We start from the raw sequence: 25,215 nt of genomic DNA, 5'->3' as shown, positions 1-25,215 counted from the left end.
GGCTGTTAAAAGACGCTGTGAGAATACAGCTTGTGGCTAGTATACTGGATCTAACAAATGCGATCTAAATGAGTAACCCTATCGAATTAACATCCCAATCATTAATTAATGCCCCCCTGTGAACGCAAATTGAACAGGTATAAAAGAGAAAAACAACCCGCAGAGGAAGTGCACCAACTTACCACTCAATCTGGCCTAAACCCTTCTCCTCTAAATACCGGTTCGCCTTGCTAAAGTGGCCGCAACCAAAGAAGCCTCTATGAGCAGAAAGTGGGCTGGGGTGAGGAGATTTGAGTACCAGATTTTCATTAGCACTGACTATTGAAGCCTTCTTTTGGGCGTAGCTACCCCAGAGCATATATACCAAGCCTTTTTTCTGAGATGCCAATGCCTTTACAACAGCATCGGTAAAAGTTTCCCACCCCTTATTTTGATGAGAACCTGCCTGGTGTGCTCGCACTGTTAAGGTTGCATTGAGTAGTAATACTCCCTGCCTGGCCCAACGCTCCAGTGAACCATTCGGAGGAATTTCTTTACCCAGGTCGTTTCTAATTTCTTTGAAAATATTGACCAAAGAGGGCGGAAAGGTCACCCCTTCATGTACAGAAAAACACAAACCATTGGCCTGCCCCGGACCATGGTAAGGATCTTGCCCAAGAATAACCACCTTTACATCGTTGAAAGGGCAGGCATCAAAAGCTCTAAAAATGTCCTTTCCTTTGGGGTAAATCGTATGTGTTGCGTATTCAGATTTCACAAAATCGGTTAGCTCACGGAAGTAGTCTTTTTCAAACTCAGGGCTTAGCACCCTACCCCAACTCTCTTCAATTTTTACTGTCATTGAATTTTCAATTACTGAATTAGCAATTTTGAAAGTAATCTCTAACTTTAAAACTCAATATTAAGTTGTTTGATTTACTAATCCAGAGGTTTAGCAAGGAACTTAAGTACCTGAAGTTTCCTTGTAATTAGGCTTCTTCGGCTGCCAGCCACTGAAAATCAGAACAACAAGAGAGAATTAAATGATTGTTACAGCAACCACAAAAGGCATTAAGGTTTGTGTTGAAACCAGTTATCAACCCGAGTATTCCAGCCCGGCTCAGTTGCACTTTGTGTTTACTTACCGCATTACCATAGAGAACAATGCAGATTATACCATTAAGTTGCATAGACGCCATTGGTTTATCCATGATGCTAACAATACGGTAAGAGAAGTTGAGGGCGAAGGAGTAGTAGGGCAACAACCCATTCTGGAGCCCGGACAAAAACACGAGTATGTTTCCGGCTGTAACCTAAGATCCGGTTACGGGAAAATGTACGGTACTTACCTAATGGAACGCATTGTGGACGGCAAGGAATTTGAAGTTAGGATTCCGGAGTTCAACATGATTGTGCCCTTCTTACTCAACTAGTCTTGTTTCAGGTTTTAGCATTTATAAACTACTGGCTACAACAAGCCGATGAGCACTCGCTGCATTCTCCTTTCGTATACAAGCTATACCGCGAATTAATCAAGCCCTGCCGGTCGTTCCGCATTAACTCTGTTGAACAGCTAAGACAACAATTGCTCAATAACCATCGATCCATACAGCTCACCGATTTTGGAGCAGGCTCCAGAGTTAGTTCCTCCAAACAGCGCACAGTTTCTTCCTTGGCCAAACATGCCAGCACCCCACCAAAATTCTCAGCACTATTACATGCCCTTATCGGGCAATTTAATATGGCACAGGTGCTGGAGTTGGGCACCTCATTGGGACTAAACAGCCTTTACATGAGTACTACACCGGAGGTTCATCTCACCACTTTCGAAGGCGACCCCATCCTTTGCCACATGGCCAGGAGCCATTTCGACCAATTCAACCGGTCGAACATTGAGCTTATTGAAGGCCCAATTGATGAGACCCTTCCACTCGTTCTTCATAGATTGCCCAAAATAGACATGGCCTACCTGGATGCTAACCATAGGTATGCCCCCACCCTCCACTACTATGAATCCGTATTGGCCGCATGCCATCACAAAAGCATTATTGTGATTGACGATATTCACTGGTCTAAAGAAATGAGCCATGCCTGGGATACCATTCGAAAGAAAGACGAAATTTTTGTCTCTATCGACCTTTTCGAAGCAGGTCTTTTGTTTTTAGATCCCGGCCTCACTCGCGGGCACTACATACTCCACTTCTAGCTGCCGGCCATTTTTTCAACAGTTTGATAAACAGCTCATTGCCAGCTCTTGGCTCAATACTATTAACCGCCAACTCCATAGTTTCGAGTATAAAACTCTCCGAAAAAAGCTCCACATACTCCTCTTTAGAGCCTCCAAAAGGAGGCCTGTCCGAATTCATGGCTGTGCGAAATAAAAGCCCTACCAGTTTACCTCCATTTTTCAGCAACCGACCACATTGCGTTACATAGGCAGGCCTTAAGTCGGGGCTAAGAGCGCAGAAGAAAGTCTGCTCAACGATCACATCGTACTCTCCATTCAGCGCAAAAAAATCGGCATGAATGAGCTGATCTTTCGGAAAATCCCCTACCCGTTCGGCAAAACTCCGCAATGGCTTTTCGGAAATATCTACTACGAATACTTTTTTAAAACCCATATGCCAGAGATACTCTGCTTCATAGGCATTCCCCGCCCCCGGTATAAGTATCTGCAAGCTTTTATCCTGTAACTGATCGAAATAAACCTTTAGAGGTGTAGAAACATGACCAATATCCCATCCGGTTGCACCAGTCTCATACCTTTTATCCCAATAGTCGGCCCCAAGCTCCATACGTGCTGCTTTGAATTATTAAAAAAAGTTTAGGTAATTCGCCCATATTTTGGCCGAAAGGTCGTTAAAAAGTTGATTTAAAGAGACAAAAAATGAGTGAGGCACCTTCAGAAAAAGGTAAAAAAGACAAAATCCGGATTATTCTAATCGTTGCTATTGCCGTGGTTGTATTAGGGTCTGGCTATAAGATTTATACCGACCAACAGGCGAAAAAGGCCTTGCAAGCAGAATACGATGCTACCCGAACGCTCCTCACCTCTAAACTGGACAGCATATCTACTGAGCTGAGCGATAAGATTTCTGAGATTGCCAAATTGGGAGGAGATATCGACTCGCTGGTGGCTGTAAAAGACTCCATTACAGCAGAAAGAGATCAGCTTCAACGTACGCGTGTAGCCAACAAAGCACTCATACAACGATTGGACCGAAAGGTAACCGGCTACGAAGAACTCCTTTTAGCCAAAGATGAAGAAATAGCTCATCTTCAAGCCATTAACTCTCAGTTGCTGGTAGAAAATAATGAGTTAAAAGAAGAGCAAAACGAGCTTACTAAAACCATCAACGAAGCGCAGCAAAAGCAACAGCAACTTCAACAACGCATTGGCCTGGCCGCCAAATTGAAAGCCGAAAACATTCAGGTTTATAACGTAAACGACCGTGGGCGCGAACGCGAAGGAGACTTCCGACAGCGACAGGCACAAAAGGTAAAAGTTACTTTTAACCTGGCTGAGAATGAAGTGGCTCCGGCTGGAGCTCACCGTATTTTGATTCAGGTAATAGACCCTGCCGGCAATGTAATATTCGATGTAGCCAGAGGTTCCGGGTCGTTTACCGTAGACGGACGAGAGATTTACTTCACTGCCGCTCAAGAAATAATTTTCGACAACTCTCAGCAGGCCTTAAGTTTTGTTTATGACAAGGGCACTGACTTTGAGAAAGGCGACCATAAAGTAGTAATCTGGGCCGATAACTACGAAATAGGCCGTACTACATTCAATGTGAGATAAGCGAGCCGGTTCATCCGACCACCTTTTGGCCCCTCTTTTTTGGGAAAAAACAGCATGCAAACGTTGGCATAAGCCAAACGGAAGGAAACCGGTATATTACTCGTTAATAACCGCTTTTGGACATGCTTAGCTTTCAGAAAAAACTCACCAAACCCTTCTTCATAGTACTCAGTTTACCGGCCACGGCAATGGGCTTTGCCCTCTCCGTTCAAATTGCTGCTCTCAGCTGGATACTGAATACCAAATTCGGCTTCAATCTTGAAGAGATTGGCTACGTGTGGATTGCCGGTCCGGCTGCCGGCATTTTAGGACAGGTAATTGTTGGACTAATAAGCGATAAGGTCTGGTTTTGGGGAGGTCGCAGAAGACCCTTTATCCTTGTAGGTGGCACTATAGCAGCACTAATGCTTCTGGCCTTACCGAATATCGATATCATAGGCAAAGCCCTGGGCATAGAAGAAATGATTGGGGTTGCCATTGCCGTAGCTCTTTCGCTAGACTTGGCCATCAACATTAGTTTTAACCCAACGCGTTCGGTTATTGCCGATGTTACACCTCGTGGAGATGTGCGTACCAAAGGCTATACCTGGATGCAAACCATATCCGGTTTTTTTGGAGTTGTAGCCTATCTCATAGGAGCATTTGTGAGCAACTATATACTCATATATCTGGGAGCCGGCTTGGTTTTCCTATTCTCCATTATACCCACATTTTTTATCGAAGAGCCTCAAAAGCTCATTCCGGAAGATGAGGTAATAGAAACGAACAATACCGGAAAAAAGACTAATTCACTCGCCTTTCTTAAAATTTGTATAGCCCATGCCTTTACCTGGGTTGGTGTGCAAACCATGTTTATTTACACCTTTTCTTACATAAAAGAGAATATAATGGGCTTTGCTACCCTCGATCAACTAACCGATGCTCAGAACAATGAAATTGGCTTTATTACCGGGGTATCATTTGCCGTACTGAATACTGTTGGTTTTTTATTGCCATCACTGGTATTAGAACCATTAAGCAAACGTATTGGGCGTGTAAAAACACATATGCTATGTATAGCCATTATGGCTATGGGCTACTTCCTTATTGTTATGTTTGGTCATACACAAGCCGCACTCTTTGGGTTTATGGTTGTATTGGGCATTGGCTGGGCAGCGGTAGTTAGTTTGCCCTTTGCCATAATGTCCGAAACCGTAGATCAAAACAAAATGGGGCTCTATATGGGGCTTTTTAATCTTTCGGTAGTGTTACCTCAGCTGGTGGCTTCCTACTTAGGTGGCTTTATAGATCAGTCCGAAAATAAAAACGTAATCTTCATTATTAGTGCCATTTGCCTGGGCATTTCGGCCGCGCTGTGGCTTTTAGTAAAAGACCAAACCACTGAAGCCTCATTGCAAAATGAGGTAGAAACCGCCCATTAAATTTATTCATCCATGTACTCAAAGACTTTCCTCCTCATCGGCATTTTTCTAATTATGTTCTCTTGCGAAAAACAACCTCATTATGAACACCTAACCGACTATCCGGTATACGAAGGTAGCGACCTTGGATTCACTTATACCGAATCGGCTACTCACTTCAGGCTGTGGTCGCCTGCGGCAAAAGAGGTGCGTCTAAAGATATATAGTTCGGGTAATGGCGATAATCTTGAAGCCACTTATGCCATGAAACGGGCTGAAAAAGGAACATGGACCTTTAGTGTTTCGGGAAACCTCAAAGGGAAATACTATACCTATCAGGTGAATCAGGAAGGCCAATGGATGCAAGAAAAGCCCGACCTATATGCCGTTGCGGTAGGGGTAAACGGAAGGCGCAGCATGATTGTTGATCTGGACGAAACTGATCCGGAAGGCTGGGACTTAGACAAAAGACCTGCTCTCAATAATTACACCGATATTATTATCTATGAGTTGCACATCCGCGATATGACCATACACCCCTCTTCTGGATCCGGTCGGCCGGGTAAATATGCCGGGCTAATAGAGACCGGAACCCGTAGCCCTCAGGGGCTGACCACCGGTTTAGACCATATAAAAGAACTGGGGGTTACACATGTACATCTGCTACCCACCTTCGATCACCGATCCATAGACGAAACACGACTAAACGAACCTCAATACAACTGGGGTTACGATCCGCTCAATTACAACGTGCCCGAAGGTAGCTTTTCTTCCGATCCTTATGACGGAGCTGTTCGTATCAAAGAATTTAAAGAAATGGTGCAGGCCTTCCACCAAAATGGCATTCGGGTTATTCTGGACGTTGTTTATAACCACACCGGTGAAACAGAAGATTCTAACTTCAACCAACTTGTTCCGCGCTATTACTACAGACAAAATGAGGAAGGAGGCTTCTCCGATGCCTCTGCCTGCGGCAATGAAACAGCCTCAGAACGGGCCATGATGCGAAAATACATTGTTGAATCCGTTCAGTATTGGGTCAAAGAATATCACCTCGATGGCTTCCGTTTCGATCTTATGGGCATTCATGATATTGAAACCATGAATGCTGTAAGTGAAGCCGTAAGGGCCATAGACCCCAGCTTGTTTGTTTATGGCGAAGGATGGACGGCCGGAGCATCACCATTGCCTCAGGATCAACAGGCAATTAAAGCAAACACATACAAGCTAAATCATGTGGCCGCATTTAGCGATGACTTGCGCGATGGCCTAAAAGGAAGCGTCTTTGAACATGAAGAAGGTGGCTTTGTAAGTCAGCGGGCCGGACTAAAGGAGAGCATTAAATTTGGTATAGTAGCATCTACCCAACATCCTCAGATAGATTATTCTCAAGTGAATTACTCTAAGGCACCATGGGCCGCAGAACCCGGTCAAACCATTAGTTATGTTTCTTGCCATGACAACCATACCCTTTGGGACAAGCTAGAAATTTCTAACCCTACAGCCAGCGAAGAAGAGCGTATTAAAATGCACAAACTGGCCGAAACTATTGTGCTCACCTCTCAGGGTGTACCGTTTCTCCATGCCGGCATGGAGTTTCTCCGAACTAAACAGGGAGTAGAAAACTCATACAACTCTCCTGACTCCATCAACCAGCTCGACTGGAGGCGAAAAGAAAAGTATAAAGAGGTTTTTGAATACTACAAACAACTCATAGCCTTGAGAAAAAATCATCCGGCTTTTCGCATGACCTCTACCGCGCAAATTCAAGCACACCTTGAGTTTTTGCCTTACGAGGGAGAAAACTTTCTGGCCTATCAGTTAAAAAATAATGCTAATGGAGATAACTGGCATACGATAGTGGTGTTACTCAACGGAAGTGGACTTAACAAAACCATTGAGCTCCCAGACGGTGAATGGACACTCGTGGCCGATGGCAACCAAGTGAATGAACAAGGCCTTAAAAGCAGCAGTCGGGTAATGACCATCCCGGCCAGCACAGCCTTTATTCTTAAGAAGGATTGAATTTCTATTCGTGTTGGAAATTGACCTATAAAGAAGCTGCCATTTTTACATAGCAAGCTCCGTTTCAAAAACTTTGACCGCAAAGCCTCTTATGAGTGTTCGGTTACTAAGTGTTTCAACAAAAAGTTCTCCCCTTCTTTTTGAGGCTTGCAAACATTTGAACTGCGTTTGTCCCTTTTTCACAGCCCAGTAAGGCGATAATATGGTATGGATAAATCCGGTAACCGGGTCTTCGTTTATACCCAGATTGGGAGCAAAGTATCGCGAAGCAAAATCGTAAGTACCTGTTTCATCCCATGCTGAAACCATAACTCCATTTACCGCCAGCCTAGCCACATTATCCATTGAAGGGTTTAACCCCACCAAGGTTTGAACAGAATCAACAATTACTATCAATTCGTTGGGCACCTCAAGTACATCAATCACCGAAGGACCAAATGTAGACTGAATGATATGCTGTTGGTCTCCGCTGTAGCTCGAAGGCATTGTTAAAGGAAAGTTCATTTCCAGAGCACCATCGCTCATCTGTTTAACTACCAATTCACCACTCAGCGTGTCGAACACAATGGGAGCATCGGCTGTATGAAAACCTTCTGAAAACAGTACGAAGGCCGAGGCCAGAGTAGCATGTCCGCAAAGTGGTACTTCGCGAGCCGGAGTAAACCATCGCAAGTCATACCTACCTTCTTTTTTCACCACAAATGCCGTCTCAGACAAATTCATTTCTGAGGCAATAGCCTGCATTTCATCCTCCCTTAAGGGTTCGGTTAAAACACATACACCGGCAGGATTTCCACCAAAAACAGTCTGGGTGAAAGAATCAATTTGGTACAGCTTCATGGCTTTTCTTTTTGCTTTTGAAAATTACATTTAATACCACCCCGGCCATTACGGCCGTCATGCCAAGGTAAGTCAATACATTGAAGGTTTCATCGAACAGAAAAAACCCAAAACCGAGGGCATAGATAATACCAATAAAATTAATATTCGAAACTTTAGACAGCTCTTCTGACTGATAGGCGACTGTTAAGAAATACTGGGCAATTTGAGTCAATACCCCTACCCCAAGCAAAAGAAGCCACTCGATACCCTCCGGTTGAACCCAATGCAAAGCAGAGTATACCCCCACTATAGGCAAAGTAACCAGTGGAAAATAAAAGATGATTACCAACGGATGTTCAGATGTTTTGAGCTTTCGAATCATATTGTAAGCCACACCTGAGAAAAATGCTGCGCCAACCCCAAGCAAGGCCATAAATGGAGACACCCTTGGGTCAAACCCTTTAATCATAACTATTCCGGCAAACGACAAGGCAAAGAATAACCACTGAATGGGGCTCACCTTCTCACCGACCACCCATATACCAATAAGCGTGGTAAAAATTGGCCCCAGAAACATAAGAGTTACCGCGCTGGCCAGTGGTATTTCCTGCAAAGTAGTAAAGAACATCATCAGAGCTAAGGCTCCGGCCAAACCACGGATGAGCAAAACTTTTCTGTTATTCCCCAACAAAGGCACTTTCTTGATTCGCAAGGTTACCCCCGACATAAAAAACGAAACAATTGACCTGAAAAGAATGATTTCTATTGCGGGGATGTTAGGCAGATATTTTACCAACACATTCATGACAGCAAAAACGAATGTGGCCAACATCATGTAAATTACCCCTTTTGAAAACATGCACAAAGATGCACTTATTCAATTTTGAACGATAAAATATGGCATTAAAAGTTGGTCAAAAAGCACCTTCCTTCCAATTGAAGAATAGCGAGAACGTTTTGGTTAGCCTACCGGAAAACCTACCCTGCATTGTATACTTCTATCCGAAAGATTTTACCCCCGGATGTACCGAAGAAGCCTGTAGCTTCAGAGATCAACATCACATTTTCAAAGGCCTCAACATTCATGTATTTGGCATAAGTAAAGATTCGCCAGCTACTCATAAAAGATTCAGGGCAAAGCACGACCTACCCTTTGAGCTTCTCTCCGACCCTTCAGGAAATGTTTGTAAAGCCTATGGTGCGCTCATGCCTATTGTGAATATACCCAAACGAATAACCTACCTGATTGACTCAAAACAACAAGTTGCAGCCATCTATTCCGACCTGTTCGGGGCTCGAAAACATATAGAGCATATGATTGCACAATTAAAAACCGAATAAAACTCGATTTTCTACGTTCGAATGATAAATTTGTGTCCTAACCTGTCATTTCGGAAGAATATGAGATTTTTCGTTCCGCTGCTGTTGGTCATTTGCCTTCACACTAGCATTCACGCTCAACAATATGTAACCACAGGCGATTTTGACCGACTGTCAAAAGCCTCTGTTGGCTTTGGTTTAAATACCTATTTCGGAGAATTACGAAGGGCACAAGACCCAAAGCTTCAGACGGGCCTGAGCGCTACGATAGGTTACGAACATTTGTTTACCGACCAGATTGCCATAAGAACTAACCTGAGCATATATAAAATTCAAGCTGACGATTCTCTATCTCCACTTCCGGCCAACAAAACGAGAAACCTTAGTTTCAAAGCTACCAACGTAGAATTTACCGTCCAGGCCTTGTACTACGCCTTCAGGCACCCTGCCTCCGGGTATAAAGACAGGGCCTTTGCCAACCCTTACTTGCATTTGGGCATAGGCATTACCAGCAACAACCCCAAAACAGAACTTGCGGGAACCACCTATGATCTTCGCCCCCTTTCGCTGGAAGGCGTTCAGTATGGAGGTTTGGCCTTGGCTATTCCACTTGGTTTTGGATTCAACTTTTTTATGTCGAGAAATGTAGATCTACAAATAGAAGCCCAATATACACTTACCATGACGGGCTATTTAGACGATGTGAGTACGGTATACCGAGACCCTTCTTCTTTCTCAGAAACCAATGGTGTAGATGCCAACACCCTCGGATTACTGTCCGACCCAAGGGCCGCGCTTAACCCTCCCGTGGCTCCCGTTGCGGCAGGCACTCCCCGAGGTGATGGCGGCAACGACTCATACCTTAGGATTGGGTTTCGTTTGGGATTCTATTTACCTAAATCGCTATACGGTAAATCATCAATCCGTTGTAAGGTAATTAAGATGACGCGATAAGTCCGTCTTTAATCTCGATCTGCCGATCAGATAATTCAGCCAAAGCTTGGTTGTGTGTAACAATCACAAACGTTTTTTTGAACCTGTCGCGAAGGTCGAAAAACAGTTTATGCAATGATTCCGCATTTTTAGAATCAAGGTTACCACTTGGTTCATCGGCAAAAATCACTTTGGGGTCGTTGATGAGCGAACGAGCCACAGACACTCGCTGCTGTTCACCCCCCGAAAGTTCGGAAGGTCGGTGTGTAGCCCTATCGGCCAAGCCCAGTATTTCTAGCAAGTTCAACGCTCGCTGCCTCACTTCTTTTTCAGAAAGACCGGAAATAAAACCGGGAAGACATACATTCTCCAAAGCCGAAAATTCAGGCAGCAGATTATGAAACTGAAATACAAACCCAATCTCGCTGTTTCTAAACCTGGCCAGCTTGGCGGCAGAAAGAGCTAGTACATTTTGTCCTACTATATTCAAGGTGCCCTGATCGGGCCTATCTAAGGTGCCCAAAATATGCAATAAGGTACTTTTGCCCGCTCCCGAGGCACCAACAATGGAAACCACTTCTCGATCGGCAATCTCCAGATCGATCTTCTTGAGAACCTGAAGGTTGTTATAGGCCTTGGAAATATTCTGTGCCTTAAGGATAATTTCTGCCATACATCCCAAACATAATGAATCGAATCTAAACAGAGCAGCAACAAACTTCTAATAAACGAAATTCACTTGTTATTATAGGCCCAAAGATTTAGCTTCGCACCAAATTTAAAAGCATCATGAATATTCACGAGTACCAAGCAAAAGAATTACTTAAAGGATACGGGGTAAAAATTCAGGAAGGCATAGTTGCAAACACGCCAGAAGAAGCCACTCAGGCTGCTAAAAAGCTCAACGAACAAACCGGAACCTCTTGGTACGTGGTGAAAGCTCAGATTCATGCGGGAGGCCGTGGGAAAGGTAAGATACAAGAAACTGGCTCTAATGGTGTGGTACTGGCCAAAAGCCTCGATGAGGTTGGCCCTAAGGCTGAAGCCATTTTGGGAGGAACTTTGGTAACTCACCAGACCGGAGCAGAGGGTAAAAAAGTAAACAAAGTATTGATCGCTCAGGACGTTTACTATCCTGGCGATTCTGAGCCCAAAGAATACTACTTGTCTATATTGTTAGACAGAGCCAAAGGCTGCAATGTAATTATGGCTTCTACTGAAGGTGGAATGGACATTGAGGCTGTAGCCGAAGAAACTCCAGAGAAAATTATTAAGGAGTGGATAGACCCACGAGTGGGCTTGCAAGGCTTTCAGTCGAGAAAAGTAGCCTTTCAACTAGGTCTGGAAGGACAAGCCTTTAAAGAAATGGTGAAATTCATTCACGCCCTTTACAAAGCCTATGAAGATTCTGACGCCTCTCAGTTTGAAATTAACCCGGTACTAAAAACATCTGACAACCAGATTTTGGCGGTTGATGCCAAAGTTAACCTGGACGATAACGGACTTTTCAGACATAAAGATCTTGCCGAACTGAGAGACATAACGGAGGAAGATCCGGCAGAAGTAGAAGCAGGCAAGTACGGACTGAGCTATGTGAAGTTAGATGGTAACGTAGGCTGTATGGTGAACGGAGCAGGACTTGCCATGGCAACTATGGACATTATTAAGCTTTCCGGTGGTGAACCGGCTAACTTTCTGGATGTTGGGGGAACCGCAAACGCAGAAACTGTGGAAGCAGGCTTTAGAATAATTATGCAAGATCCTAACGTAAAAGCCATTCTGATCAATATATTTGGAGGAATTGTTCGTTGTGATCGTGTAGCCAACGGAGTGGTTGAGGCTTACAAGAAAATCGGCAACATCAACATTCCAATCATTGTAAGACTACAAGGAACTAATGCAGAAGAAGCTGCGCAGATCATCAATGAAAGTGGTTTGGCGGTAGAATCGGCTATATTATTGAAAGATGCTGCTGCCAAAGTGCAGCAGGCATTGGCTTAATAGAAGCACTCTTTTAAGCGCAGGCACCCGTAGCTCAACTGGATAGAGCGCTGGATTTCGGCTCCAGAGGTTGAGGGTTCGACTCCTTCCGGGTGTACAAATCTCCAGTCATTTGGCTGGAGATTTTTCGTTTACAGTAAATAATCATAAATTTGTAGAGCCTCAGCTAAGATAGTTTGTAACCCAATAAGAAGTTAATTAGCTTTACTATAAGCTTTAAGATGAAAAAGGTCACTTTCACTTTACTTATTATCTTAGCGTTTACTGAACTTGCAAACGCCCAATCCTTCTATTCCAGACGTAGAGATCGCACATGGATGTTCTCCTATGGCGTAGGCTTTTCTACCTATCATGGCGACATGCACGATGTTTTTTACGATGGTCTTCAGTCTGCCCTGGGCCCAAGTTTAGGTGTTGGCCTGAGAAAGAAGTTCGGTTCGCAGCTCTCACTGCGTGTAGACGTAAACTGGTATCAGATAGGCGGAAGTGATGCTGAAGGCAAGTCTGGGTTCATTTCAAAGCGAATCAGTAATCGTACCGATGTTGGAGATGAAGACGACCGCTACATCAGAAACCTGAATTTCAGATCGCAAAACTTAGAAGTTTCTGCCCTTGCCATTTTCAACCTAATTCCTGTTGACGGAAGTTATACCAGAAGACCAATTATTAACCCTTACCTGATGTTTGGTATTGGGCGTTCTACTAACCGTCCTAAGACATTTCTTCCCGGAGAAGAAGGCAATTACACCGTAAGGCTTTGGGAAATTCAAACAGAAGAAGCTGCACCAGTTAGTTCTTATCCTAAAAATGTAACCGTAATTCCATTTGGTATTGGAGTTAGGTTAAAAGCCAACCAGTACATCGATATTCTTATTGAAGGTGCCAGAAGGTTTACCTTTACTGATTACCTTGACGATGTGGCAACCTTTTATCCGAGCCGAGATGAAATCATAGAATGGAATGGTGGTCCGGGCTCACCAATGGCAGATATTGCTGTTCAGGTATATGACAGATCGGTTGAAGGTGGTTATACAGCCCGGCAGAAAGGGGCTATAAGAGGTAGAGAAAACAACGATGCTTATTATATCTTCTCGTTAAGATTGGAAATGTACTTACCTGATAACTTCCTTGGAGAACTCTTCTCCCCCTCCAGAAAGAAACCTAAGTTTAGATAATCTTTTCGCGCGGCCAGCCCTGGAAATCGGGCCGGACATCAGATCAATTATTCTCCGCGCCAGATTGTTTGTGCTTTGTTGAATAGAGGGCTTTAGCTATGACAGATACCCTTGCGAGGTTGAATGGTGTCGGAAATAGTGTCTTAGTCCAGTGATTCAAACTTAGAGGCCTTACTCTTATATTCGGTGAGCATAGACTTAAGAACACGGACTATTTCCACATCACTGAAGGCATAACCTTCGCTAAATGTTGCCAATTCGTCCAAACGATCAAGACACTCCTTAACCATCTTAAAGTCCAGTTTACGGGTTTGGGCGATCATTATTTTGGGATTATGAGTGGCCAGGTTGTTCTCGTTATCATCGAGTAGCTCCTCGTAGAGCTTTTCTCCGGGCCTTAGGCCGGTAAAAACTATATCGATGTCTTTGCCTTCTACTAGCCCGGAAAGCTGGATCATACGCCTGGCCAGATCAACAATCTTAACGGACTTACCCATATCAAAGACAAAAATTTCTCCTCCATCTCCCATGGTAGCAGCCTCCAACACAAGGCTACAAGCTTCCGGGATGGTCATAAAATACCTGGTAATTTCAGGATGGGTAACCGTAATTGGTCCGCCAGCCTGAATCTGTTTTTTGAATATGGGAATTACCGATCCATTTGACCCCAGCACATTACCAAATCGCGTTGTAATAAACTTTGTTGAACCGGAATCTATACTTACCAAAAATTCATTAAGGCTTTGTACATATACCTCTGCCGCTCGTTTGGTGGCTCCCATTACACTGGTGGGGTTAACAGCCTTATCGGTTGAAATCATCACAAACTTTTCCACATCGAACTCAACCGAGAGGTCTGCCAGATTTCTGGTACCCAGCACATTGCAACATACAGCCTCCGGAACATTTAGCTCCATCATGGGCACATGTTTATAGGCTGCAGCATGAAAGATTACCTGAGGTCTGAAGCGTGAAAAGCATTCCTTAAGCCGGTTAGTATTGGTGATGTCCGCCACAAACGAGATAAGATCTTCACCCATCTTCTTGAGCCCCCTAATCTCATTCTCGATTTCAAACAAACCGGTTTCAGACTGGTCGAGCAAAATTACCTTGGCAGGCGAATAACGTACAACCTGACGGACAATTTCGCTTCCTATCGAGCCTGCAGCCCCGGTAATGAGGATACACTTATCGTTGAGCTGCTTGCTAATGAACTTATTCTTGAGCACAATGGCGTTTCTGCCCAGCAAATCCTCAATTTTCACCTCTTTGATCTGGTTGATATCGAACTCTCCACCAATCCATTGGTCGGCAGAAGGAACACTGGTAACCTTAATTCCAAACTCCAGACAACGGTCTACCAAATCGTTTTTACGCTCCAACGAAAGCTTGGTAGCTGCCAATATTAGTTCTGTGGGATTATGTTTAATCACTACTTTTTCGAACTCATCTTTGGCTGAAAAAATCCTTACCCCGCCAATTATATTACCAATTTTTCTGGGGTTGTCTTCCAGAAAGCCCACTACTTTAACATTAGACCGGGTGTCATTATCCAGTAGTTGTTTGGTAATCATACCGGATCGGCCGGCTCCCATAATAAGTATTTTACGCTGGCTCTTGGGCACTGTTCTATAAAAGGCGAACAGTTCTTTAACCAGTAAACGATAACTAATGGATATAACCAGTGAAACAAGAAAAGCTATGAGTGCAACTGAATATGGTAGGGCATTTTCAGAAAGGTAATTAATGGCAAATACAATGAGCAAAGAAACCAGGTTGGCATATAGAACTCTTAAAGTATCCTGAATACCGGTATATCTGATAATTCCGGCAAAACTACGGGTAAGCAGCGAGGCAATAAGGCCGGAAATGGTGTAAATGGCTATACCACGCAAAAAGTCGAACTCATAAAGTTCATCAATTTGAAAATTGAGTCGAAGCAAGTACCCAATAAGTGCTGCCAAAGAGAATATGGTAAGATCGATCATCACAATAATCCATCTTGGCAGAACATTAAGGGTTTTAAACTTATTGAGCATTTCTCAACACTTTTCGAACTACTGATGCTATTCTATCGCGATCGGCATTGGTTAAATTAGAACCTGAAGGTAAGCATAATCCGCGTTGAAATAAATCGTGGCATACAGCACCACCATGCATTTCGGCTCCTTTATAGAGGGGTTGCATATGCATTGGTTTCCACAAAGGCCTCGATTCAATATTTTCTTCCAAAAATGCTTGCATGAAAACTTCTTTGTTCAATTTTTCATGGTCCTTGGGAAAAACCACAGTGGTTAGCCAGTGATTTGAAAATGACTGGTCTGAACTCTCTTTATGAACCGTGACCGGGCTGCCATCAAAAAGCTGGCAATAGAAGTTGAAATTCTTGCGCCTGAGCGCTACAAATTGTTCCAATAACTCCATTTGCCCTACGCCTATTCCGGCCAGTACATTGGAGAGACGGTAATTATATCCCAACTCACTGTGTTGATAGTGTACTGCCTGATCGCGCGCCTGGGTTGATAAAAAACGGGCCTTAATAATCCGATCTTTGTTAGGTGACAGCAAAGCGCCTCCTCCTGAGGTAGTAATAATTTTATTCCCATTAAACGACAGTATACCAAAGTCGCCAAAGCTGCCGAGTTTTTGTCCTTTATAGCTTGACCCGAGTGCCTCGGCTGCATCTTCTATTACGGCAATCTCAAATTCACGACAAACCTCTACGATTTCATCTATTCTGGCCGGCATGCCATACAAGTGCACTGGAATTACGGCTTTAGGTCGCTTTCCGGTCGTCTTAATCCGGTGCAGTATTACCTCACGCAGTAATTCAGGGTCCATATTCCAGGTTTCGGGATCACTATCTACCAAAACGGGATTGGCCTTTTGGTACAACACAGGGTTTATGGATCCGCAAAAGGTAAAGGACTGCACAATTACATCATCGCCAGGGCCAACGCCCAATATCTCTAAGGCCAGGTGAATAGCCGCTGTACCACTGCTAAGGGCTGCGCAATGAGCCACCCCAACATAACCAGACAAGACTTCTTCGAACTTATCGACCAAAGGCCCTAACGGAGCAATCCAGTTAGACTCGAAAGCCGATGCCACATACTTCTGTTCATTCCCGGCCATGTGGGGAGATGACAGCCAAATCTTACTCTTCTCCATTATTCAATCTAATCACTCGTCCCGGATTACCTACTACCACAGCATGGTCTGGCACATTACTGATGATTACCGCTCCTGCTCCAATAGTAGCCCATTTACCTATTTTAAGGTTAGGGATTATAGTTGCACCTGCGCCCACCTGTGTGCCCTCTCCCACCTCCACTGTTCCACAAAGGGTGGCATTTGGACTGATGTGAACATAATCACCAATCTTACAATCATGATCTACCGAAGCAGAAGTATTAATAATGGCATGATTCCCGATCTGTGTTGAGGAATTGATCACGGCCCCGGCCATTATAACCGTACCTTGTCCAATAGAAACATCATCGCCTAGAATTGCCGAAGGGTGAATGGCCCACCCATAGGTCAAGTTATGAAGGCCGGCAATCTTTTGCCGGATACTATTCGCACCTATAGAAATGATGTACTGTTTATCTAAAGCATAGTTGTGGCCAGTATCTGTTATAACTTCGTAGCCCGCCAACTCCTTTATATTCGGATTGGCATCAAGCAAATACTCAACTGCCTCGTCATTCTTCTCAAGAATATCGATGATTACTTTTGCATGGCCTGAGGCACCTATAAGAATCATGATTCGTTTCCTTTAAACTTTTCCATTGTCACTGAGCTGTTGGAGCTTATTCCCTCCCTCACAAAAACCTTCTTGACAGTCAAAAATAGGATTTTAATATCTAACCAAAAGGATAGATGTTCAACGTACCAAACATCTAATTCAAACTTTGCCGGCCAATCGAGGCTATTTCTACCATTCACTTGTGCCCACCCTGTAATACCCGGTTTTACATTGTGCCTTTTTGCCTGCTGTTCATTGTACAATGGCAGATACTCTACCAGCAAAGGTCTTGGTCCAACCAGCGACATATCGCCTTTTATTACATTAAGCAACTGTGGGATTTCATCAAGAGACAGTTTTCTCACCAACTGGCCAATTTTGGTAAGCCGTTGCGCATCGGGTAATAAATTCCCGAATGAGTCTTTCTTATCGTTCATGGTTTTGAACTTATAGATGCGAAATACTTCGCCATTTTTACCCGGCCTAAGTTGAAAAAAGAAGGGTTTTCCGGCATTGGCTAGAGTTAGCAGCGCGGTGGTGAGTATAAAAACAGGACTCAGCAATAAAAAGGCTGCCAGGGCAGCCACAAAATCAAAAGCTCTTTTAAAAAAATGCCTATACATCATTTAACTCCATGAAGTTAAGCAAACGCTCATTAATCTTATTGACATCGAACCTTTCTTTCGCTATTTCATAGCTTTCCGCTCCCATTTTCAGAACCTGATCGGGTTGTTCCATAAAATAAGCCATAGCATTTGCTAGAGCCTTTGCGTCCTTTACGGGGACAAGAAATCCATTTCTGTGTTCTTCGACTGTTTCTCTACAACCGGGATGATCTGTAGTAATAATCGGTTTTTTCATGGCCATGGCTTCTTGAATGGTTCTTGGAAGCCCCTCATTATAATAGCTGGGTAGCACAAAAACGTCAGCCGCTTCAATAAATGGCCTTACGTCACTGGTGGTGCCCAGGTAATTTATAACTCCAGAATTGTGTAAGCTATCGATCTCTGCTTTGGATATTCCTCCGGGATTAGGATCAATCCAGCCTAAGAGCTGTACCTCAAAAGCATGTCCTTTTTTACGCAAAATCTCACTTGCCTCAACAAGCTCCGGTATTCCTTTTTCTTTGATCAAACGAGCAATAAAAAGAAACTTAACCTTTTCAGGTATGGAGGGCTTACTTTTTAGACGATAGTATTCTAGGTCTACTCCTGTTCCTTCAATTACCTCCACCCTGTTTACATGACCGACCAGTTTATGCTGAACAAAAAAATCTTTATCGTCCTTGTTTTGAAATATCACTCCATCAACCGATTTCAAGGTATCTCGGTACAATTTTTTGACCAACCTGGCAATGGTTCTGGACTTGAAACTACTCTCATCAAAACCAGACCCTTTACCAGTTATTAGGGCAAATCGTTTCACGTTTCTGAACTTAGCGGCTTTTAACCCAAAAACAACGGGCTTGATAGTGTAGGCCAGCACATAATCAGGTTTTATTGCTTTAACCTGCTTTCTAAAGGCCATTAATGCCTTCAGGTCTTTTATGGGGTTTAGGCCTGTTCTTTCAAAAGAGTTAGATACGCATTTTGCTCCAATGGCTTCTACCTTACTTCGAGTATCTTCATCTATAAAAGGGGCCGCTGCATACACTTCAAAGTCTTGTACCAGCCTTTTGAGCAATGGCCCTCTAAAATTGATTAAGGAGGAAGCAAAGCCTCCAATAAGTAAAAATTTAGGCTTTCTGAAGTTCTGCAATTTCCTGATATCGTTTTTCTTGCTCTTCTCTTCTTTTCTTTCTCAAAAAGGCAATCCGTTTATCACTGTAAGCATATATAATCATGAACATAAACGGATATAGAATAATACGTTGCCGTGCAATTAGCCCTAAGTTCACCAGTGCTAAACCCGCACCCACAGCAAAAAGACCTATGAAAATAAAACAGAACGCAATCAGTCTATCCTTTCGGATCATAGAAAAGGATCTTCTTACTGCCCGCCAATTCCTAAAAGCCAGATACCATATGAAGTAGACATCGAAAAAGCTTATTATCTGAAGAAACCCTCCTACTTCCCAAGGGAAGGGTCTGAGCAAAATATTGACAGGAGCCTGAATAAACTTTAATGGCCCCTGTGACAGAGAAATTTCACTCCCTCCGTAGGACGATTTTCTTTGCGTTTGCTCAGCAAAATCAGTTACCTCGGTAACGTCTTCAACTCCTACCACAGAAAGAAAATAAAACGCTCCCACTACCGAGAGAACAAGAATGAAAACATTTTTAAAGGTTAGCTTCTTCAAGGTTCCTAAGAAGTATGCTCCGGCTAGAGCAAAAGCAAGCATAGCTGCCAACTGTGGTCTAACAAGATAGCACCACAAAAGGCCGAAAGCCATTACATAAATGTTCTGCTTTCTGCCTTTATCTACCATGCCGGTGAGGAAGACTGCCACGCCAAATATCATCCAAGTGTCTTTACTCACATTAGCTGTCCAAAACCAAAGTGAAGGGTACAATAAAAGAATATAGAGGTATGTTTTGTATTCTGCTCCGCCATAGGCCCTGTAGAACACTTTGGCAAAATAAAACAATCCAACTAGACATAACGCAGAGTACAAAAGCCATGTGCCTCTATAACTCTCCCCAACCAGCATAATCATTATTGCAGAAGGGTATCCTACAAAGTTTGTCCCTGTGAAAGCCGGTCCTCTCCAAACATCTCTATCGAAAAAAGGTGATAAATCAAATTGCCTGAAATACTCAGCAAAACGTTGTCCCCATCGGAAATATACTACTGGGTCGCCCGCTCCACCGTAAATAATAAAAACAACGGACGCATAAGCCAATACTCCAAAAATCCTTATCAAAACTGAATTAAGAATCATATTATGGAACTGGCCGGGTATGTTACGCTGACCAACGAAATAGATAATCAATGAAAAAAAGACTATCGAAATAATTAAACCCGGTATCTCAAATGGAGCCAAAGACTAGTTAATTAGAGGGTTAGTTAACTGGTTAAACTTATGATTTTCCTTTCGAATCAATAGCATCATTATGTGATTACAGGTAATTGCAGCACAGCTATCAATACCCAGTTACTCAACTAAGAGCATCTTTATAGAAGGAAATAGTTTCATCCACCATTCGTTCCAGGTTAAAATAAGACTTTAGCTTTTCATAAGCAGCTTCTGTAACGGAGGTTTGTCCTTCAGGGTCGTTCAAAACGCTTATAATCTGCTGACCCAGACTGGTCACATCATAAGGTTGAACGAGATATCCTGTTTTACCATGCTCCATCAACTCATTACCTGCAGGAACATCCCACGCGATCACAGGCGTTTTGGCCGAGAAGGCTTCAAGAAACACCACACCGAATCCTTCTGAAATAGAAGGTACTACTACTGCATCGGAGTTAGCCATCAATGCCCCAACTTCTGTACTATACCCCAGAAAATCGATATGTTCAGATAGCCCAAGTATTTCTACTTGCTCTTTAAGAGTAGCTTCCAGAGCTCCCGTACCTGCAATCAATAACTTAACCTCAGATCCAAAAACCCTAACTACCATCTTCATGGCCTCTATAAGAAACGTATGCCCTTTAAAGGCTACTAGCCTACCGGCAATAATCACCTGCTTGGAGGCTTTTTTAAACTCTTTTTTACCTTTATACAGATAATTATCAGGCATATCAAAGCCATAATGAATTAGCCTCATTTTCTCGGGTTTGGTTAATCCCGTGGCAATAAAGAAATTTCGTAAACCATTCGAAATTGTAAACGAAGCACACATTCGCTTCTCGGCCCATTTGCTTATAAGAAAATACGGGGTGCTCGATTGTTTAGAAGCATCAAAACCAAACTTAGACGTGAAGGTGTTATCATACCCATGTTTGGTTGAAACCAACGCGGGTTCTAACTTCATAAAGGTCTTTATAAGCGCTAAGTGTAAATCTGCGTGAATCAGATGGGTATGTACGATATCGTAGTTACCATCGTTGGCAATTTTCTTTATCTTCTTAAGTACCCGTGGGGTTGGGTATTTCCCAATGTTTACTTCAAAAGTTTTGACACCTAAAGCGTTTAGCCTTTCGATAAATACTCCTCCTTTGCCACCTTGATAATCTGTATATAGTCTAAGGAACTCCACTTCAACTCCTTTAGCCATTAGCCCGGGAATTACTTTGAGCTGGTAGTTCTCTGCGCCAAATATGCCTCCCTCCTTTTGAACAAATAGAATTTTCACTTCAAATACCCTTCCTCCATTAAAGTTTCAATCAAAACCTTGTTGAACTTCTCCACACCGCTTTGTTTTAAATGATGCAGGTCATAAAGGTCTTCTTTATAGTGCAGTTTCATTAGCCGACTAAAGTTAATGTAGTTCCCCAGACCACTAAAACGACTATCCACTTCATCATTATTAAGTATATTCTCAAAATAGGTGGAGTCTATTGGGGATTGTACCATCAAAATTAAATACGAACCAATACAGAAGAAAAACTACTGGCAGAAATATGGCAAAATCAAAGGAGTTAAAAAGCATAATATTTGGTCGAGAATCTGCTCACTTAAAATTATAATAGAACCATACTCTACACTAAAGTCTGCTTACTATACCAGGTAATGTTAAAATACTCGTGGTAAGGCAATACGTTTCTCAACCTTCAAAGTAATGGATTGATCCGCCTATTACTATTGAACTATTTGTAGATGAACATAAGCAAACCTAAAATTGACAATACTTAGAGTTTAACATACTATATGAACTCGCTACACCACCAATGGAGTTAATATGTCTTGCCAAGACACTTTAAAGGTCTCCATCCTAAACTTCTCTGCTCTTTCAACTCCTGACTGACTTAATTTGGCTCTAAATGACGGGGCATTCTTAATTTTCTCAATCCATTCGAGCATTTGGTTTTCATCTCCATTATCAAAATAGCAAATAGCGTCCCCCCCAACTTCCGTTATGCTCGAGTTTCTCGCAGCAACTACAGGACAACCTGAGGCCATAGCTTCTAAAACTGGCCAACCAAACCCCTCATGAATTGAAGGGAATAGTAAGCACAAAGCATTCTGATATAACCACTGAAGTTCTTCTTCATCAATAAAAGGTAAATGTACAAGTGGTTGATTAAAGCTATCAATGTTGAATTCCTCCGGAAGAGGGCCCACTTTTACTATTGGTAACCCTAACCGAGAGATGTGCTTAAAAGCCCACTCTAGATTCTTATACCAAGCATTGGTTCCAACCAATAAAAGAAAGTTGCCCTTTACGTTAGAGACTTCGTGTAACCTATCTTCTCCAATTCGATCAAACCAAGAGTCTTCCACGGGGTTGTGAATTACGTCTACCTTAAGACTATTGTCTACTCCTAAGAAATTTAAAAGCTCTTTTTTTGTATTTTGAGAAACCGTTATTATTCGATCAGCCTTACTTATCCTTCTATAAAGTATTTTCTCATACCAAAGTCTGACTTTAGACAATCGACCATTCATTATGTCATGTAAATCATGACAAACTAAGACATATGCTTTATTCGGAACGAGAAAAGTAAGAAAGACCAACTTCTCTGACGGGAGCAAAACGACTCTTGTTTTGTGGCTATAAATTTTCCAAGGCAAAATAAAAAGTTTGTACAGTAGAGTTTTAAAGCCTCTCGTATTAGCTGGTATCCTAATTGTCTCTACACCCAATACCTTTTCACAAAGAGTAGAGTATCTCCGCATACTCCACCCAGACCTATCATCCCTTACAATAAGTACGCTATTTCTAAACCCAATGGAATACATGCCTTACATATTTCTCTACGGAGTCGGCCATCAATTTCACATTGTTTTCTTCTGTTTGATTCCTTCTAAAGGTAGGCAGAATTACACCAGCAAATGACTTCTGATAAAACTCCATCATAAACTCTTTAACAGAGTCTTCCTGTATTACTACCCCATTTATTATTCTATCAATTGCAACTTTCAGTTCCCTTCTATTTTTCACATAAAAAACCCCTTCCAATGACCTATACCAACAACCTCCACCAAAAACTATTGCCGGTTTACCCCTTGCTATTGCCTCGAGACCAGCTGTACCAACAACCGTTGCCACAAACCAGCATTTGTCAAGCAATACAAAAGGGTCGGTTTCCAGTGGAGCAAGCTTTACTCCGCTCATTTCTTTTAAGGCCTTATAGTGAAACTCAAAGCGAGATAAATGTCCTTCTCTTTTAGGTATAAACTGGGATTTATGCTCCTTAACTACCAATGTGACTTCTCTGGGTAGACAACTTCTTAAAAGTTGTATCATGATTAGTTGTTCAACATATATACCTCCATCGGGAGAGGTCGTTCGCTCAGGTTGATAGTGCAACGGGATATAGATGAATTTCTCATCGAAGTTTATATCATAAGTAGAATAAACATCATACTTTCTTCTTAGTTTCTTTTGCTTTCTAAACCCTTTCCATTTAAGCCAGTACAACTGTGCCTTATTAATTTCTGATTCTTCCAGTGGGACTCCCCTTAGCTTCCTAACAGTTGAAAACTTGCTCTTGTCAAAAATTCTAAAAAAAGCCATGGCGTTTAGAAGCCTTTTTAAGGTCGCAAAAACAGCTCTTGTTTGGCTAGATTGGTTATGTAACGATTTTATTGTATCCGGAATACCTCGAGAATAGTCTCCTCTCTTGGATTCTATAAATTCAGAAATGGCTGTTTTTGCATGGCTGTCAACTTCCTGACTAAATTTAAACTGCCCCATTGTAGCAATAGGGTCATCGTAAATATCATTATAGATAAGTAGTCTCACCCCCAAGGTGGTATTCGGTTTAAACATTAATGTTTTTACACCGTTCTTTTTCAGTACCACATATAAAACATACTGTGCAACATGGTGTGGGATTTCGGTAAAAATCGCCAACTCTGGTTCAAATTTGGACAGAACGTTATGAGCGTAATTCAAAAGCTTCAGAAAGAAAAACTTTCGCTCATTGTACGAAAACCCATCTCCTGAATCTAGCCTATCCATCATTTTCATGGCCAAATCCATTTCGACCGCGTATTCACGAATCAGGTCTTCATCTATTCCTGCTGGAGCAAACAAATCCAATTCACCAACACTCTCACCTTTAATTATGCTTAAGTAATAATGCGTATAACAGTCTGGAAAATGCTTTAGTATTTTACCTTCCGTGACCCAAGTACAAACCCAGTAGCGTGGCTCCCAGTTAAGCCTCTTCTTCATTTCTTTTGCAAACCCAACCCAATCTTCTAGGTGAGACAAAGCATAGACTACATTCATAAAATCATTTTAACGTAAGAACCCTCTATAATCCATGATATTTCTTACCCAAAAATTCTGCAAAGGCAAAATCAAACATATCGTTGATATCAACTGAGCGAATAGTTGGCATCTCGTAACCCAGGCAATTGTCGCCAATAACCCTCCCCATATTTATGCAATCAATGCTTGTTAGATATATGGAGCCATTTCGTGTATAAGCTTTAGGTAGGTTTTGGTATTCCATAGCCTTCTCTTCTTCAAAGTAGGGCTTCAGCCCCCCTCCTTCCGTTAATCTCTTAAACTTAGATGGATGAAACTCGAAAGCTACCTGTGCCACACTAACAACACTATCCGGCCTTTTACTTTCAAAAAGCTCTAGACAATCTTGCACGTCTTTCATAATAGTGAAAGGGGAAGTAGCTTGTAAAATCAAAACCGCATCAAAACTTTCGTTTTTACAGCTCAACAAAGCATGTTGAACATATTCAATTGCTAAAGAATTATCCTCTGCCAGATAACTAGGCCTTTCAAGAGGGGTAATATTGTCGAAATTCCTACCAAACCTCAATACCTGAGGATCGTCTGAACTTAAGACAACTTTAGTATTGAAGGTGAATTGATTAGCAAGTTCCAAGGTATAGTTTATCAGAGGCTTACCACAAAGTTCCTTTACGTTCTTCCCTGGTAATCTTTTGGAGTTCTTTCTAGCAGGTATTATCGTTAGAATTTTCATTAGAGTAAA

General features: G+C 42.5%; 25 protein-coding genes and 1 tRNA gene. 10 read left to right on the top strand and 16 right to left on the bottom strand.

What is annotated here, in order from left to right; genetic code table 11:
- Nucleotides 1-178: 178 nt before the first annotated feature.
- Nucleotides 179-841 (bottom strand): uracil-DNA glycosylase, encoded by a 663-nt coding sequence (ung, locus tag B3O12_RS06285; protein ID WP_286755697.1) that lies wholly within the window; start codon nucleotides 839-841, stop codon nucleotides 179-181.
- 181 nt (nucleotides 842-1,022) lie between these two features.
- Here ung and apaG point away from each other — a divergent pair, with 181 nt between their 5' ends.
- Complete coding sequence (gene apaG, locus B3O12_RS06280) at nucleotides 1,023-1,412, top strand: Co2+/Mg2+ efflux protein ApaG (RefSeq protein ID WP_370299093.1); 390 nt, start codon at nucleotides 1,023-1,025, stop codon at nucleotides 1,410-1,412.
- Nucleotides 1,413-1,414: 2 nt separating this feature from the next.
- Entirely contained in the window at nucleotides 1,415-2,185 is a 771-nt protein-coding gene (locus tag B3O12_RS06275) for an O-methyltransferase (RefSeq protein WP_286755696.1), read from the top strand.
- Here B3O12_RS06275 and B3O12_RS06270 read toward each other — a convergent pair.
- A complete protein-coding gene (locus B3O12_RS06270) occupies nucleotides 2,154-2,774 on the bottom strand; it encodes a methyltransferase domain-containing protein (RefSeq protein WP_286755695.1) in 621 nt (206 codons plus the stop codon). The genes B3O12_RS06275 and B3O12_RS06270 overlap by 32 nt on opposite strands.
- Before the next feature lie 92 nt (nucleotides 2,775-2,866).
- Between B3O12_RS06270 and B3O12_RS06265 the strand changes: the two genes are divergently transcribed.
- From B3O12_RS06265 to pulA, 3 genes are all read left to right on the top strand, one after another.
- A complete protein-coding gene (locus B3O12_RS06265; RefSeq protein ID WP_189630671.1) occupies nucleotides 2,867-3,781 on the top strand; it encodes a chromosome segregation protein SMC in 915 nt (304 codons plus the stop codon).
- Between the two features lie 122 nt (nucleotides 3,782-3,903).
- Nucleotides 3,904-5,202 (top strand): MFS transporter, encoded by a 1,299-nt coding sequence (locus B3O12_RS06260; protein ID WP_189630670.1) that lies wholly within the window; start codon nucleotides 3,904-3,906, stop codon nucleotides 5,200-5,202.
- A 12-nt stretch (nucleotides 5,203-5,214) separates the two neighbouring features.
- Nucleotides 5,215-7,206: a type I pullulanase gene (gene pulA / locus B3O12_RS06255; protein ID WP_286755694.1), complete on the top strand. Its 1,992-nt coding sequence runs from the start codon at nucleotides 5,215-5,217 to the stop codon at nucleotides 7,204-7,206.
- Nucleotides 7,207-7,251: 45 nt separating this feature from the next.
- Here the strand turns inward: pulA and B3O12_RS06250 are convergent, their stop codons facing one another.
- Nucleotides 7,252-8,046 carry a PhzF family phenazine biosynthesis protein gene (locus tag B3O12_RS06250; protein ID WP_286755693.1) on the bottom strand — a complete coding sequence of 265 codons (795 nt, stop codon included), beginning with the start codon at nucleotides 8,044-8,046 and terminating at the stop codon, nucleotides 7,252-7,254.
- Entirely contained in the window at nucleotides 8,027-8,887 is an 861-nt protein-coding gene (locus B3O12_RS06245; protein WP_286755692.1) for a DMT family transporter, read from the bottom strand. Before B3O12_RS06245 ends, B3O12_RS06250 begins: the two co-directional genes overlap by 20 nt.
- A gap of 38 nt (nucleotides 8,888-8,925) precedes the next feature.
- Here B3O12_RS06245 and B3O12_RS06240 point away from each other — a divergent pair, with 38 nt between their 5' ends.
- Nucleotides 8,926-9,369 carry a peroxiredoxin gene (locus tag B3O12_RS06240; RefSeq protein WP_286755691.1) on the top strand — a complete coding sequence of 148 codons (444 nt, stop codon included), beginning with the start codon at nucleotides 8,926-8,928 and terminating at the stop codon, nucleotides 9,367-9,369.
- A gap of 60 nt (nucleotides 9,370-9,429) precedes the next feature.
- Entirely contained in the window at nucleotides 9,430-10,302 is an 873-nt protein-coding gene (locus tag B3O12_RS06235) for a hypothetical protein (protein ID WP_286747495.1), read from the top strand.
- Here the strand turns inward: B3O12_RS06235 and B3O12_RS06230 are convergent.
- A complete protein-coding gene (locus B3O12_RS06230; protein ID WP_189630665.1) occupies nucleotides 10,286-10,954 on the bottom strand; it encodes an ABC transporter ATP-binding protein in 669 nt (222 codons plus the stop codon). The genes B3O12_RS06235 and B3O12_RS06230 overlap by 17 nt on opposite strands.
- 116 nt (nucleotides 10,955-11,070) lie before the next feature.
- Here B3O12_RS06230 and sucC point away from each other — a divergent pair, with 116 nt between their 5' ends.
- The 3 genes from sucC (at nucleotide 11,071) to B3O12_RS06215 (ending at nucleotide 13,457) form a co-directional block, all read left to right on the top strand.
- Nucleotides 11,071-12,282 (top strand): ADP-forming succinate--CoA ligase subunit beta, encoded by a 1,212-nt coding sequence (gene sucC, locus B3O12_RS06225; protein ID WP_189630664.1) that lies wholly within the window; start codon nucleotides 11,071-11,073, stop codon nucleotides 12,280-12,282.
- 23 nt (nucleotides 12,283-12,305) lie between these two features.
- A tRNA-Arg gene (locus B3O12_RS06220) sits at nucleotides 12,306-12,379 on the top strand.
- Between the two features lie 124 nt (nucleotides 12,380-12,503).
- Nucleotides 12,504-13,457, top strand: a complete 954-nt coding sequence (locus B3O12_RS06215) for a hypothetical protein (protein WP_189630663.1) — start codon at nucleotides 12,504-12,506, stop codon at nucleotides 13,455-13,457.
- A 143-nt stretch (nucleotides 13,458-13,600) separates the two neighbouring features.
- On the opposite strand, the gene B3O12_RS06210 is transcribed toward B3O12_RS06215, so the two are convergent.
- The 11 genes from B3O12_RS06210 to B3O12_RS06160 form a co-directional block, all read right to left on the bottom strand.
- Complete coding sequence (locus B3O12_RS06210) at nucleotides 13,601-15,496, bottom strand: nucleoside-diphosphate sugar epimerase/dehydratase (protein WP_286755690.1); 1,896 nt, start codon at nucleotides 15,494-15,496, stop codon at nucleotides 13,601-13,603.
- Nucleotides 15,486-16,628 (bottom strand): DegT/DnrJ/EryC1/StrS family aminotransferase, encoded by a 1,143-nt coding sequence (locus B3O12_RS06205; protein WP_286755689.1) that lies wholly within the window; start codon nucleotides 16,626-16,628, stop codon nucleotides 15,486-15,488. Before B3O12_RS06205 ends, B3O12_RS06210 begins: the two co-directional genes overlap by 11 nt.
- Complete coding sequence (locus B3O12_RS06200; protein WP_189630660.1) at nucleotides 16,615-17,223, bottom strand: acetyltransferase; 609 nt, start codon at nucleotides 17,221-17,223, stop codon at nucleotides 16,615-16,617. The genes B3O12_RS06205 and B3O12_RS06200 overlap by 14 nt, the downstream gene beginning before the upstream one ends.
- Nucleotides 17,220-17,828, bottom strand: a complete 609-nt coding sequence (locus B3O12_RS06195) for a sugar transferase (protein ID WP_189630822.1) — start codon at nucleotides 17,826-17,828, stop codon at nucleotides 17,220-17,222. The genes B3O12_RS06200 and B3O12_RS06195 overlap by 4 nt, the downstream gene beginning before the upstream one ends.
- The gene (locus B3O12_RS06190) at nucleotides 17,821-18,963 is read right to left on the bottom strand and encodes a glycosyltransferase family 4 protein (RefSeq protein ID WP_286755688.1); all 1,143 of its coding nucleotides are present in this window, start codon (nucleotides 18,961-18,963) and stop codon (nucleotides 17,821-17,823) included. Before B3O12_RS06190 ends, B3O12_RS06195 begins: the two co-directional genes overlap by 8 nt.
- A complete protein-coding gene (locus B3O12_RS06185; protein ID WP_286755687.1) occupies nucleotides 18,941-20,086 on the bottom strand; it encodes a hypothetical protein in 1,146 nt (381 codons plus the stop codon). Before B3O12_RS06185 ends, B3O12_RS06190 begins: the two co-directional genes overlap by 23 nt.
- Nucleotides 20,087-20,303: 217 nt before the next feature.
- On the bottom strand, nucleotides 20,304-21,446 hold the full coding sequence (locus tag B3O12_RS06180) for a glycosyltransferase family 4 protein (RefSeq protein ID WP_286755686.1): 1,143 nt from the start codon (nucleotides 21,444-21,446) through the stop codon (nucleotides 20,304-20,306).
- A complete protein-coding gene (locus tag B3O12_RS06175; RefSeq protein ID WP_286755685.1) occupies nucleotides 21,443-21,667 on the bottom strand; it encodes a hypothetical protein in 225 nt (74 codons plus the stop codon). The genes B3O12_RS06180 and B3O12_RS06175 overlap by 4 nt, the downstream gene beginning before the upstream one ends.
- Before the next feature lie 303 nt (nucleotides 21,668-21,970).
- Nucleotides 21,971-22,825, bottom strand: coding sequence for a glycosyltransferase family 4 protein (locus B3O12_RS06170; RefSeq protein ID WP_286755684.1), 855 nt, complete (start codon nucleotides 22,823-22,825; stop codon nucleotides 21,971-21,973).
- A 148-nt stretch (nucleotides 22,826-22,973) separates the two neighbouring features.
- Nucleotides 22,974-24,434: a hypothetical protein gene (locus tag B3O12_RS06165; protein WP_286755683.1), complete on the bottom strand. Its 1,461-nt coding sequence runs from the start codon at nucleotides 24,432-24,434 to the stop codon at nucleotides 22,974-22,976.
- Nucleotides 24,435-24,516: 82 nt separating this feature from the next.
- Nucleotides 24,517-25,206 (bottom strand): cytidylyltransferase domain-containing protein, encoded by a 690-nt coding sequence (locus B3O12_RS06160; RefSeq protein ID WP_286755682.1) that lies wholly within the window; start codon nucleotides 25,204-25,206, stop codon nucleotides 24,517-24,519.
- Nucleotides 25,207-25,215 lie beyond the last annotated feature (9 nt).

The sequence above is a fragment of the Roseivirga sp. UBA838 genome, from assembly GCF_002296035.1.
GTDB classification, from domain to species: domain Bacteria; phylum Bacteroidota; class Bacteroidia; order Cytophagales; family Cyclobacteriaceae; genus Roseivirga; species Roseivirga thermotolerans.
The sequence above is the reverse complement of the archived record's forward strand: the minus strand, read 5'-3'. Positions and strand labels throughout refer to the sequence as shown.